Annotated in this window: 11 protein-coding genes; 5 read left to right on the top strand and 6 right to left on the bottom strand. The window is 72.4% G+C overall.

Features of this window, described 5'->3' with window-relative positions; translation table 11 throughout:
- Positions 1 to 12: 12 nt before the first annotated feature.
- The gene (locus GA0074694_RS24210; protein WP_091462252.1) at positions 13 to 921 is read left to right on the top strand and encodes a hypothetical protein; all 909 of its coding nucleotides are present in this window, start codon (positions 13 to 15) and stop codon (positions 919 to 921) included.
- 110 nt (positions 922 to 1,031) lie between these two features.
- Here the strand turns inward: GA0074694_RS24210 and GA0074694_RS24205 are convergent, their stop codons facing one another.
- From GA0074694_RS24205 to GA0074694_RS24185, 5 genes are read right to left on the bottom strand one after another with little or no spacing between them, the layout of a single operon-like run.
- Positions 1,032 to 1,919 (bottom strand): Gfo/Idh/MocA family protein, encoded by an 888-nt coding sequence (locus GA0074694_RS24205; protein ID WP_091462249.1) that lies wholly within the window; start codon positions 1,917 to 1,919, stop codon positions 1,032 to 1,034.
- Positions 1,916 to 3,094, bottom strand: a complete 1,179-nt coding sequence (locus tag GA0074694_RS24200) for an ROK family transcriptional regulator (protein ID WP_091462247.1) — start codon at positions 3,092 to 3,094, stop codon at positions 1,916 to 1,918. Before GA0074694_RS24200 ends, GA0074694_RS24205 begins: the two co-directional genes overlap by 4 nt.
- Before the next feature lie 15 nt (positions 3,095 to 3,109).
- Complete coding sequence (locus tag GA0074694_RS24195; protein ID WP_218105796.1) at positions 3,110 to 3,976, bottom strand: carbohydrate ABC transporter permease; 867 nt, start codon at positions 3,974 to 3,976, stop codon at positions 3,110 to 3,112.
- Positions 3,973 to 4,956 carry a carbohydrate ABC transporter permease gene (locus GA0074694_RS24190; RefSeq protein WP_091462246.1) on the bottom strand — a complete coding sequence of 328 codons (984 nt, stop codon included), beginning with the start codon at positions 4,954 to 4,956 and terminating at the stop codon, positions 3,973 to 3,975. The genes GA0074694_RS24195 and GA0074694_RS24190 overlap by 4 nt, the downstream gene beginning before the upstream one ends.
- A 2-nt stretch (positions 4,957 to 4,958) precedes the next feature.
- A complete protein-coding gene (locus GA0074694_RS24185; protein ID WP_091462243.1) occupies positions 4,959 to 6,368 on the bottom strand; it encodes an ABC transporter substrate-binding protein in 1,410 nt (469 codons plus the stop codon).
- A 137-nt stretch (positions 6,369 to 6,505) separates the two neighbouring features.
- On the opposite strand from GA0074694_RS24185, the gene GA0074694_RS24180 reads away from it, so the two are divergent.
- The 4 genes from GA0074694_RS24180 to GA0074694_RS24165 are packed head-to-tail and all read left to right on the top strand — an operon-like array spanning position 6,506 to position 10,696.
- Positions 6,506 to 7,540: a zinc-dependent alcohol dehydrogenase gene (locus GA0074694_RS24180; RefSeq protein WP_091462241.1), complete on the top strand. Its 1,035-nt coding sequence runs from the start codon at positions 6,506 to 6,508 to the stop codon at positions 7,538 to 7,540.
- Entirely contained in the window at positions 7,540 to 8,397 is an 858-nt protein-coding gene (locus GA0074694_RS24175) for a sugar phosphate isomerase/epimerase family protein (protein ID WP_091462238.1), read from the top strand. Before GA0074694_RS24180 ends, GA0074694_RS24175 begins: the two co-directional genes overlap by 1 nt.
- Positions 8,394 to 9,665: an MGH1-like glycoside hydrolase domain-containing protein gene (locus GA0074694_RS24170; protein ID WP_091462236.1), complete on the top strand. Its 1,272-nt coding sequence runs from the start codon at positions 8,394 to 8,396 to the stop codon at positions 9,663 to 9,665. The genes GA0074694_RS24175 and GA0074694_RS24170 overlap by 4 nt, the downstream gene beginning before the upstream one ends.
- Positions 9,662 to 10,696 (top strand): MGH1-like glycoside hydrolase domain-containing protein, encoded by a 1,035-nt coding sequence (locus GA0074694_RS24165; RefSeq protein WP_218105795.1) that lies wholly within the window; start codon positions 9,662 to 9,664, stop codon positions 10,694 to 10,696. Before GA0074694_RS24170 ends, GA0074694_RS24165 begins: the two co-directional genes overlap by 4 nt.
- Here GA0074694_RS24165 and GA0074694_RS24160 read toward each other — a convergent pair.
- Positions 10,686 to 11,861: a zinc-dependent alcohol dehydrogenase gene (locus GA0074694_RS24160; protein WP_091462230.1), complete on the bottom strand. Its 1,176-nt coding sequence runs from the start codon at positions 11,859 to 11,861 to the stop codon at positions 10,686 to 10,688. The two genes, GA0074694_RS24165 and GA0074694_RS24160, sit on opposite strands and share 11 nt — an antisense overlap.
- Between the last annotated feature and the right edge of the window lie 9 nt (positions 11,862 to 11,870).

Here is an 11,870-nt window from a genome sequence, read left to right as displayed (position 1 = left end):
GCAAGGACGGTGATGGCGATCCTCCTGGCCCTGGTGGTGCTCGCGGTCGTGGCGTTCCTGCTCGCCATGATGATGGGCATCTGGGAACTGGCCACCTGGCTGGTTCAGCTACCGTTCCTCCGTCGGGCGGAACGCCGTTGGCACGCGATCCCGCACGACCGGTGGATCACCGTGGCGACGATTCCCCTGGCCACCGTCTACGGCGGGATCCTGCTCTCGTACGGGGTCAATCTGCTCAGCGACGCCGACGGTGGACGGACCCTGCTCGGCGCGGTCATGGTGGCCTTCGGGATCGGCGTGACCGGCTGGTACCTGTCCCGCCATGCCGCCGGCGCCTACCAGCGCCCCGCACCGCAAATCCGCAACCGGCAGGTGATCGCCGCGGCCGCGACGGCGCTCGCCCACCGCCCGCCGCCGGACCTGCGGTCCCTCGAGGCGCACCGGGTGGCCCTGCTCCGGGTCAACCGGTTCGGTGAGCGCCTCGCCACCGCCACCGACGGTGGCTGGCGCGACGCCTGGCGGCGGGAGCGTCGGTGGCTGGCTGTCCTGGCCGTCGTGGTGGCCGCAGCTCCGCTCCCCACGCTGGCGGTGAGCGTCTGGCGCCTGGCCACCCGGCCTCCGACAGCGGGCCGCCTCGGGGCCGTCGCCATGCTGGTCGGGACCGTGGTGGTCGTGCTCCTCGCGATGGGCAGCCGCCGCTACCGCCTCCGACGGGAACGGCGTCTGCTCGGCCGGGAGTTGCCGCAGGCGAGCGCCGACCTGCTGGGCCGGATGTTCGACCCGACCAGGGGCGAGCGGGTGCCCGCCCCGGTGCTCGCCGAGATCGCCGAAACACTGCGCCGGGTGTACGGCCACGGTTCCCGGCCGGACCCCACCGCCGCTGACCGTGGGGACGGCCGGCACGCCGGTCCCGTCCGGTGATCCGTATCCATCGATGTAGATAAATACCGTAGGCCGGTCGGGTGCTGAAGGGAAGCTTCGTGCAGATGGCGGTGAGCACGACGCCCGGGATGGGCGGTCGGAGGGGCGGTTCAGTCTCGCAGGGCGGGGTCCGCCGCCGCCCGCGCCAGGAGCTCCTGGATCATCAGCCCCCGGTGCACGTCCAGCGGGTGCGGCCGGCCGGCCCGGACGGCGGCGGCGAACTCGGCGCGGACGACCGGCCAGCACTCGTCGTGGTCCATGCCGGCGGTGTCGTACGCCAGCCGGCCCGCCGGCCCGAAGAGTTCCACCGTGGTCGTCACCCGGGGCAGGGCGACGCTGCCGGAGAGCGACGCCTGGCTCACCGCGCCACCGCGGTGCGTACAGGTCAGTTCCGTCCACCGGGACCGGCACCCGGCGGCGCGGACCTCGACGATCGGACCGAGCGTGGCGTCGAGCAGGTCGAGCAGGTGCGGGCCCAGGTCGAACAGGGCCCCGTGGGTGAGCCGCCAGCCGGTGGCGAACTCTCCGCCGAGGAAGCCGCCGTGCAGGTAGCAGGCCCGCCCGCCGTCGGCGTCGAAACCGCCGGCCGCGGCGAGGAACGCGCGCGTACGGGCGTGGTAGCGCTTGGTGAAGACCACCTGGGAGACCACACCGGACTCGCCGACCACGTCGGCCAGTCGCCGGGCGGCGTCCAGGTCGAGGGCGATCGGCTTCTCCAGCAGCACCGCCCGGCCGGCGCGGGCCGCCTGCACGGCGAGGGCCGCCTGGATGTCCGGCGGCACGGCGAAGGCCACCGCCTCGCACTCCCCGAGCAGGTCGGCGAAGGTCGGCGCGGCGGGCACGCCGTGCGCCGCGGCCAGTGCCCCGGCGGCGTCGCCGCGTCGGGACCAGACGCCGCTGAGGACGGTCTCCGGGCCGGCCGCGAGCATCGGCGCGTGCATCCGCGCCGCCCACGTCCCGGCGCCGACGAGTCCGACCCGGACGGGAGGTGTGGTCATCGGCCGTTCCTCGCGTCGGGAGCGTCGCTCAGTTGTCGGTTCACGGCCTCCGGGGCGTACACGCTGTCGACCACCATGGCGTGCGCGCCGACGATCCCGGCCCGCTCGCCCAGCCGGCTGGTGGTCACCGTGAGGCGCTGCGTGGCGCGGGGCAGCGCGCGCTGGTACAGCAGTTCGCGCACGCCGGTGACGAAGTGCGTCTCGGCGAGGTCCCCGGCGATCACCAGCACCCCCGGGTTCAGCAGGCACACCACGGTCGCCAGCACCTCGCCCACCCGCTGGCCGGCGGTACGGGCCAGCCGCCGCGCCTCCGGGTCACCGGCGGTGACCCGGGCGAGGAACTCCCGGCTGGACGCGGTGGGCGTGCCCGCCGCGCTGAGCTGCTGGGCCAGCGCGCCGCCGCTGGCGACGGCGGCGAGGCAGCCGTACGAGCCGCACATGCACCGGAACGTGTCGTACCCGTGCAGCCGGATGTGGCCGAGGTCGCCCGCCCCGCCGTCGATGCCCCGGTACACCGCGCCGTTGACCACCACACCGGCGCCGATCCCGGTCGCCACCTTGATCAGCACCATGGCCGGGCAGTCCGGGTGGACCGCGACCTGCTCGCCGAGCGCCATCAGGTTGGCGTCGTTGTCCACCAGCACCGGCACCGCCCAGCGGCGGCGCTGGTGCTCGACGATCGGGTAGTCGTCCCAGCCCGGCATGATCGGCGGCTGGCGTACCCGGCCGGTGGAGAAGTCCACCGGGCCGGGTACGCCGAGACCGACGCCGCGTACCTCGTCGGGGCGACGCCCGGCGATCGTCAGCAGCTTGTCGTGCCGGTCGCCGATCCACTCCAGGACGGCCTGCGGCCCGTCGGCGATGCGCGGGTTGACCCGCTCCTCGGCCAGGGACCGTCCGGCGAGGTCGAGCACGGCGAGGTGGGCGTAGGTGGCCCCGAGGTCGGCCACCAGGACCACGCCGTGCTGGTCGTTGAACTCCAGCAGGATCGAGGGCCGGCCGCCGCTGGACTCGTCGACCCCGGTCTCCCGTAGGTATCCGCCCTGGATGAGCCGGTCGAGCCGTTGACCCACGGTCGACCGCGACAGGCCGGTCACCCGTTGCAGCTCGCCACGGGTCCGGGCCCGTCCGGACCTGATCAGTGCCAACAGGTCACCGGCGGACGTGCCTGGCATCTCCGACCGTGCCTCCTAACCCTTGTCCGCCCCGCTGGTGAGCCCCTCGGTGAGCATGCGCTCGGCCGCGAAGAAGAGTGCCACGATCGGCAGGGTCAGGACCACGGACCCGGCCATCAGGACGGTCTTGGACACCTCGATGCCGCCGGAGAGCTGGGCGAGGCCCAGCGAGACCGTCCAGCTCTCCCGCTTCTCGGCGAGGAACAGCAGGGCGAAGAGGAACTCGTTCCAGGCGATCATGAAGATGTAGAGGGCGTTGGCCATGATGGCCGGTGCCGCCAACGGCAGCACCACCCGCCGGATGGTCTGGAAGCGGCTCGCGCCGTCCATCGCGGCGGCCTCCTCCAGGCTGTCCGGGATGGTGCTGAAGTAGCTGCGCAGCATGTAGATCGAGACGGGGATCGTCTGCGCGATGTACACCAGCACCAGCCCGCCGAGCGAGCCGCGCAGCCCGAGCCGGGTGAAGAGCACGAAGAGCGGGATCGCCAGCAAAATGCTGGGGAACAGGTACACCGACAGGAACAGCGCGCTGACCTGCCGCCGGCCGACGAAGCGCAGCCGGCTCACCGCGTAGGAGCCGGGGATGGCCACCAGCAGCGTCACCGCGACCGTGGCCAGGGAGACCAGGGCGGAGTTGCCGAGCAGGGCGAGGAAGCCCTGCCCGCCGCCGGAGACCGACCGCAGCACGGCGCGGTAGGTGTCGACGGTCAGCTCCTGCCCCGACACCCACAGCTTGCCGGGGTCGAGGATGACCCGGTCGATCGGGCGCAGGGAGAGCAGGACCATGTAGTAGAAGGGAAAGACGGTCACCAGGACCAGGCCCACGATGACCACCCGGCGCAGGAACCCGAAGATCCGGGTCTCCAGGACGTCGCGGTTCACCGTTCCCCCTCCTCGATGCGCGGCGCGAAGAACCTCAGGTACACCGCGAGCAGCACGACCAGGACGGCCGCGATGACCAGGGCCTGGGCCGCAGCGGCGCCGATGTCGAAGCGGGCGGTCAGGAACTCGTAGACCCGCACGCTGACCACGTCGGTGCCGGCCCCGCCTCCGGTGAGCAGGTAGACGTCGTCGAACTTGGTGAACGTCATGATGAAACGCAGCACGCAGAGCAGCGCGATGACCGGGCCGAGCTGCGGCAGCAGCACGTACCGGAAGCGCTGGCTGGGCGTCGCGCCGTCGATCCGGGCGGCCTCCTCCAGCTCGGGCGGCACCGCCTGCAACCGGGCGAGCAGGAAGAGGAAGGCGAACGGGAAGTAGCGCCAACCCTCGAAGACGATCACCGTCAGCAGGGCGGTCGGGACGCCGACGCCGAACAACTCCGACTCCCGCTGGCTGAGGAAGGCCACCGGCTGGTCCCAGCCGAGGAAGCGGGTGCCCCACTCGTTGACGATGCCGAACTGCGGGCTGAGCATGACCTCCCAGACGAAGGTCACCGCGACGACCGGCGCGACGTAGGGCAGCAGCATCGCGGCCCGGGCCACCGTGCGTCCCCGTGACGGCCGGCGCAGGGCGAGCGCCGCGACCAGTCCCAGCAGGATGGAGAGGCCGGTCGCGCCGATGGTGAACGCCAGCGTGGTGCCCAGCGAGCGCCAGAACCCCGGCGAGTCCAGCACGGTGGCGAAGTTGCGCAGGCTGTACTCACCGAAGATGCCCGCCCGCCGGATGTTGATCAGACGGATCTGCTGGAACGCCAGCATGACGGTCCAGAGGATCGGCACCACGACGACGACCAGGACCACGATCAGCGTGGGGGTCAGGAACGCGAGTCCGGTGCGGTTCTCCCGCTGTTTGAGGGTCGGACCGGGCCGACGGCGCTTCTCGCGCGGCGTCGCCGGCCCGGCGGACTTGAGGGTCGTCATCGCTACTTCAGCGACGTCTTGATCGATTCCACCGCGTCGGCCGCCTGCTTGCAGGCCCCGGCGGCGTCGACCTGGCCGGTGGCGAGAGCGTTGATCGCCTTCGGCACGGGCAGCTCACCGAGGGTCGCGCCGACCAGCTTGCCCTGCCCCTGGGTGATGCCCCACCGGCGGATGGTGTCCGGGCTGGTCCGCAGCGCCTCCATGACGTCGGCGGGGTAGATCTCGCCGAGCGGCTTCTTGGTGTCCACCCCGGCGGTGAGGCCGTTCCACGCCTCGGTGAACTTCTGCGGGCTGTCCTTCGTGCCGGTCCGCGCCGGCATCTTGCCCTCGGGAGCGACGCCCAGCCAGTCGGCGTAGCCCTCGTCCATCATGAACGCGACGAAGTCCTTGGCGGACTCGGACGCGCCGTCCGTGATCGACCAGGAGGTGATCTCGCCGAAGCCCGCCGGCTCGGTGCCGCTGGGGCCCTTGACCGCGGTGACGAACCCGCTGTTCTTGGCGAGGAAGGCCGGGTCTGCTTGGCACTGCGGGCAGTTGGGTTTGGCGTCGTCGCGCAGGCCGGCCATCTCGTCGAGGATGAACGACGACCAGACGACCATCGCCGCCTTGCCGGCGAAGTACGTGGCCCGGGTGGAGTCGACGTCCTGCGCACCCTGCACGGAGTACTTGCGCGCCAGGTCACCGTAGAGCCCGAAGGTCTCGGTGCAGGGCTTCGAGTCGAGGGTCACCGTGCCCTTGTCGTCCACCAGCTCGCAGCCGTTGCCCAGGCCGAGGAACTCCACCGACTGTGCGGTGAACGCGTCGTTGGCGACGGTGGCCAGGGTGATGCCCGCCGTACCGCCGGTGTCGAGCTTCTGCGCGGCCCGCGCGATGGCCTCGTACGAGTCCGGTGCCGGCAGGCCGGCGGCGGCGAAGAGGTCCTTGCGGTAGACCAGCAGCTGCGCCCACGCGTCGGACGGGACGGCGAGCTGCTTGCCGTCGTTGCGGGTCAGGTCGAGGGCCCGGTCGGAGAACGTGTCCGCCCCGAGGTCGTTGACCACGCTCTCGGCGGCGGCGGTGTCCAGGATGTCGTTGGCCGACAGCTGCCACACGGCGGACAGCGGCAGCGCGCCGACCACGTCGGGCAGGTCGCCCGCGGCGGCGGCGGACGTGATGAGCTGGGTGAACTGATTCTCGTCCGTGGCCACGATCTTGACCTTGACACCGCTCCTGGCGGTGAACCGGTCGGCCACGGCCTGGGCGGCCTGGACGCGGTCGGTCTGGTTCTCCAGGCTCCACACGGTCAGCGTTCCGTCGTCGGCCGGGTCGTCCGAGGCGCAGGCGGTCAGGGCGAACGTGCCCGTCAGGACCGTCACCAGCAGCGCGCTGGCGACGGGGGAACGCCGTACGGACGGGGGTGATTTTCTTCGCATCGTTGCTCCTATGCACGAGCGAGGGCGGTCGATGGAATCACAGCAAGACTTTTGACGGAACACAAGACAAAACCCTTATACACTTTGGACCAAAGTTCCACTATCGTCGCCGCACCACGGCAAACATGGAGGCGTCAGTGGAAGTCGTCGTGCAGTTCTCCGCGCCGCGACGGGTCGAGGTGGTGTCCCGTGAGGCGACGCCACTGCCGCCCGGGCACGTGCGGGTCCGTACCCGTTACTCCGGCATCTCGGCCGGCACCGAGCTGACCGCCTACCGCGGCACGAACCCCTACCTGACCCGGATCTGGGACCCGCAGCGACGGCTGTTCACCGAGGGCACCGGGGGTCTGGAGTACCCGGTCGCCGGCTGGGGCTACTCCGAGGTCGGCCAGGTCGTCGAGATCGGCGACGACGCACCCGCCGGGACGCCCGAGATCGGGACGTACGTCTGGGGCATCTGGGGCCACCGCAGCGAGGCGGTCCTGCCCGCCGAGCGGATCGTCGGGCACGAGGTGCCGGCCGGCGTGGACCCGGTCGCGGCCTCGTTCGCCCGGGTCGGCGCCATCGCCCTCAACGCCGTGCTCGCCGCGGACATCCACCTCGGCGAGACCGTAGCCGTCTTCGGGCAGGGCGTGCTCGGCCTGCTCACCACCCGGCTCGCGGTCCTCAACGGCGCCACCGTCGTCGCCGTCGACGCGCTGCCGGCCCGCCGGGAGTTCGCGCTGGCCTTCGGCGCGGACGTCGCCCTGGCCCCCGAGGGGGCCGCGGAGGAGATCCGTACCCGCACCGGTGGCCTCGGTGCCGACGCGGCGGTCGACATCAGCGGCTCCTACCGGGCCCTGCACGAGGCGACCAGGTCCGTCACCGTCGGCGGACGCGTCGTCGCCTCCGGCTTCTACCAGGGCGACGGCCTCGGGCTGCGCCTCGGCGAGGAGTTCCACCACAACCGCGTGCAGCTCGTCTGCTCGCAGATCGGCGGCGTGCCCCCGCACCTCGCCCCCCGCTGGAGCCAGGACCGCCTGCAACACGTCTTCCTGAGCCAGCTCGCCGCCAAGACCGTCGACGTGGGCACGCTGGTCAGCCACGTCATCCCGGCGGACCGTGCCGCCGAAGCCTACGACCTGCTCGACCAGCGTCCAGCCGAGGCGCTGCAAGTCATGTTGGAGTTCTGATGTCCCACCCCACCACGTCCGCGCCCCGCACCGACCCGACGGCGGCGAACGTCGCGCCCGCGCTCCGCATCGCCTGCCAGGAACAGCTGCTCCCCGGGGACACCCTCGAACAGAAGTGGGAGTTCGCCCTCGCCGCCGGCTACGACGCGATCGAACTGCGCGGCAAGGCCGGGTTCGCGTTCCGCGAGCGGCTGCCGGACCTGCGCCGGGCCCTCGCCAACGGTGTCGTGATGCCGACCGTCTGCGTCGACATGCTGCACTTCTTCGGTGCCTTCGACCCCGACCTGCGCCGCGACGCCATCGACCAGCTCAAGTCCCAGCTGTCCGTGATCGCCGAGATCGGCGGGCGGGGGGCGATGACCCCCGCGTCGTACGGGATGTTCTCCCGGCGGCTGCCCCCGTTCGAGCCGCCCCGCAGCGAGGCCGCCGACCGGGAGGTGCTCGTCGAGGGACTGGTCGACCTCGGCACGCATGCCGCGACCGAGGGCGTCGAGCTGTACCTCGAACCGCTCAACCGGTACGAGGACCACATGGTCAACCGCCTCGACCAGGCGGTCGACCTGGTCAAGGCGGCCGGCATCGACGCGGTCCGGGTGGTCGCCGACACGTACCACATGAACATCGAGGAGGACGACCCCGCCGCCGCGGTGCGGGCCGCCGGCCCCTACCTCGGGCACGTGCAGGTCAGCGACTCCAACCGGTTCCAGCCCGGCGCCGGCCACCTCGACTGGCCCGCGGTGCTGGGCGCCCTCGACGCCGTCGGTTACCAGGGCTACCTGGCGGTCGAGTGCCGCCTCCGCGGGGAGCCGGAGGCGGCGGTCGCCTCCGTCCCGTCCTTCCTGCGCAGGCAACGGTGAACGCCGCCCTCGACCGCGCCGCGGTGGACGTGCTCCTGGCCAACTGGACGGGTGCCTACACGGTGCCCTCGCGGGCCCTCTACCCGCACCAGTGGAGCTGGGACTCGGCGTTCGTCGCGATCGGGCTTCGGCACCTGTCGGTGCGCCGCGCCCAGCGCGAACTGGAGAGTCTCTTCGGCGCGCAGTGGGCCGACGGGCGGGTGCCGCACATCGTCTTCGACCGGGCCGCCCCGCCGGAGGGCTACTTCCCCGGGCCGGAGTTCTGGCGCTCCGCCGCCCACCCGGCGAGCCCGGCGGTGGCCACCTCCGGGCTCGTCCAACCGCCGGTGCACGCGCTCGCCGCCTGGCTGACCTTCCGCGCCGACCCGGCGCAGGCCCGGCGGCGTGGCTTCCTGCCCCGGCTGTACCCGAAGCTGGTGGCCTGGCACCGCTACCTCGCGACCCGTCGGGGCGTGGACGACCTCGTCGCGATCGTCCACCCCTGGGAGTCGGGCATGGACAACAGCCCGGCCTGGGACGACGCGTTGGGCCGGGTGGAGCCGACCCCGGCCGACGCGTTCCGCCGCCGTGACCTGCACCACGTGCAGGCCGCGCAACGTCCGACCGACACCGACTACGGTCGCTACGTCCGGCTGGCCGCCGACTACCGGGACTCCGGCTACGCCGACCACCTCGCCGACGCGCAGTTCGTGCTCCTCGATCCCATGGTCAACGCCCTGTACGCCGCGTCGGAGTCCGCCCTCGCGGACATTGCCGCCGAGATCGGCGCGGACCCCCGGCCGCACCGCGAGGCCGCGGCCCGCACCGGTGCGGCCCTCGTCGCCCGGCTCCTCGCCGACGAGTTCTGCCACGCCTGGGACGTGCACGAGCGCCGGCTGGACCGGCAGCGCACGGTTGCCGGCCTCACCCCGCTGGTCGTGGCGGACCTGCCGGTCGCTCCGGCACTGGTGAAGTCCGCGCTGGGCGAGCACTTCCGGCTCGGGCGGACCGCCCTGCCGCCCAGCTACGACCTGACCGGCCCGGCCTTCGACCCGGACCGCTACTGGCGTGGCCCCGGCTGGTTCAACACCACCTGGCTGATCTGGTACGGCCTGACCCTGCACGGCGAACTCGGCCACGCCGACCGGCTGCGCGACGCCACGCTCACCGCCGTCCGGCAGGCCGGTTTCCGGGAGTACGTCCACCCCTTCAGTGGCGAGGGACGGGGGGCGACCGACTTCAGTTGGACCGCGGCCGTCGTCCTGGACCTGCTGCGGACGGCGCCGTGACGCCCCGGGAACTGCTCGGTGAGGGCACCCTGCTGCGGACCGACCCCGCCGGGGACGTTCCCGACACCGGCACGTACGGGCTCTTCCTCGACGACACCCGGCACCTGTCCCACTGGGAACTCACCGTCGACGGCACCCGGCCCCGGCTGCTCACCGGCGACGGCGACGAACTGGTGCTCACGCCGTGGACCCGGCGGGGAGCCGACCCGTCCTGCACGGTCTTCCGCCGCCAGACCGTCCGCTACGGCCGGCTGACCGAACGGGACCGGCTGGGCTGGCTGGTGTACCGCACGGACGGCGCCGGCCTGGTCCACCAGTGCTGGAAGGACTCCGCCCGGGGCATCTGCTTCCGCTCCGGGGAGCCCGCCGGGGGCCGGCTGGCCGTGGCCGAGGTGCAGGCGTACGCGTACGCCGCCCTGCGCGGCACGGCCGGGATCGCCCGCCGGGTCTGGGGCGACCACGCCTACGCCGACCGTCTCGACCGGACGGCCACCGACCTGCGGGCCCGCTTCGTCCGGGAATTCTGGCTCGACCGGGACGACTTCGTGGCGCTCGCCCTCACCGAGGACGGCCGGCAGGTCGATGCGCTCGCCTCCAACGCCGGCCACGTGCTCTGGACCGGGCTGCTCGACGACGACCGCGCGACCCGGGTCGGTCGCCGGCTGGCCGGGCCGGACTTCTTCAGCGGCTGGGGCATCCGGACCGTCGCCGCCGGCCAGCCCGCCTACCACCCGGTCTCCTACCACACCGGTGGTGTCTGGCCGCACGACACGGCGATCGTGGTCGCCGGACTGGCCCGCCACGGCCTCCACGCCGAGGCGGAGACGATCGCCCGGGGCCTGCTCGCCGCCGCCGCGCACCAGCGGTACCGGTTGCCCGAGGTGTTCGCCGGGTTCGGCCGCGACGAGCATCCCGTGCCGGTGCCGTACCCGCACTCCTGCTCGATCCAGGCCTGGGCGGCGGCGGCCCCGCTGCTGCTGCGCCGCACCCTGCACACGACCCAGCCGGAGGACCCCACGCCTACGGCTTGAGCACCACCTTGACGCAGTCCTCCTGCTTGTTCTTGAAGATGTCGTAGCCGTGCGGGGTGTCGTCGAGGCGCATGGTGTGGGTGATGACGAAGCTCGGATCGATCTCGCCCCGGCGGATCCGTTCCAGCAGGGGCCGCATGTGCCGCTGCACGTGGGCCTGGCCGGACCGCATGGTCAGGGAGCGGTTCATGAACGAGCCCATCGGGAACTTGTCGACGAACCCGCCGTAGCCCCCGACCACCGAGACGGTGCCGCCGTTGCGGCAGCTGAGCACCGCCTCCCGAAGGGCGGGCGGGCGGTCCGTCTCCAGCTTCACGGCCTGCTTGGCCCGGTCGTAGGCGTGCAGCGCGGCCGAGGCGTGGTGCCCCTCCATGCCGACCGCCTCGATGCAGGCGTCCGGCCCGCGTCCCGCCGTCATGTCCCGCAGGGCCTCCAGGACGTCGGTCTCCTCGTAGTTGATGGTCTCCGCGCCGGTGTGCTCCTCGGCCATCCGCAGGCGGCTGGGGAACCGGTCGATGACGACCACCCGTTCCGCGCCGAGCAGGAACGCGCTGAGGGCGGCGAACTGTCCGACCGGGCCGGCACCCCACACGGCGACGGTGTCGCCGGGGGTGATGTCGCACCACTCGGCGGCCTGGTAGCCGGTGGGGAGCACGTCGGACAGGAAGAGCGACTTCTCGTCGGGCAGGTCGTCGTCGACCTTGAGGGCGCCGACGTCGGCGAACGGGACGCGGACGTACTCGGCCTGCCCGCCGGCGTAGCCACCGAGCAGGTGCGAGTAGCCGAAGATCCCGGCGGGGGAGTGGCCCATCGCCATCTCGGCGACGGGCGCGTTCGGGTTGGAGTTCTCGCACACCGAGTAGAGGCCGCACCGGCAGGAGAAACAGTCCCCACAGGAGATGGGGAACGCCACCACGACCCGGTCGCCGACCCGCAGACCGTCGCGCACGCCCGGCCCCAGTTCGACGACCTCGCCCATGAACTCGTGTCCCAGGACGTCGCCCTTCTTCATCGCCGGCACGTAGCCGTCCAGCAGGTGCAGGTCGGAGCCGCAGATCGCCGACGAGGTGACCCGCACGACGGCGTCACGCGGGTTCAGGATCTGCGGGTCCGGGACGTCCTTGACCGCCACCCGGTTGGGGGCGATCCAGCAGTTCGCTCTCATCGGTTGTCC

The sequence above is a fragment of the Micromonospora inyonensis genome (assembly GCF_900091415.1).
GTDB lineage: Bacteria > Actinomycetota > Actinomycetes > Mycobacteriales > Micromonosporaceae > Micromonospora > Micromonospora inyonensis.
Note: the sequence above shows the minus strand (reverse complement) of the source record. Positions and strands in the feature narration are given on the sequence as shown.

What these genes read in the sequence shown, in the direction of transcription:
- GA0074694_RS24210 (WP_091462252.1), top strand. Translation starts at nt 13, where the DNA reads ATGGCGATCCTCCTGGCCCTGGTGGTGCTCGCGGTCGTGGCGTTCCTG.
- GA0074694_RS24205 (WP_091462249.1), bottom strand. Translation starts at nt 1,919, where the DNA reads ATGACCACACCTCCCGTCCGGGTCGGACTCGTCGGCGCCGGGACGTGG.
- GA0074694_RS24200 (WP_091462247.1), bottom strand. Translation starts at nt 3,094, where the DNA reads ATGCCAGGCACGTCCGCCGGTGACCTGTTGGCACTGATCAGGTCCGGA.
- GA0074694_RS24190 (WP_091462246.1), bottom strand. Translation starts at nt 4,956, where the DNA reads ATGACGACCCTCAAGTCCGCCGGGCCGGCGACGCCGCGCGAGAAGCGC.
- GA0074694_RS24185 (WP_091462243.1), bottom strand. Translation starts at nt 6,368, where the DNA reads ATGCGAAGAAAATCACCCCCGTCCGTACGGCGTTCCCCCGTCGCCAGC.
- GA0074694_RS24175 (WP_091462238.1), top strand. Translation starts at nt 7,540, where the DNA reads ATGTCCCACCCCACCACGTCCGCGCCCCGCACCGACCCGACGGCGGCG.
- GA0074694_RS24160 (WP_091462230.1), bottom strand. Translation starts at nt 11,861, where the DNA reads ATGAGAGCGAACTGCTGGATCGCCCCCAACCGGGTGGCGGTCAAGGAC.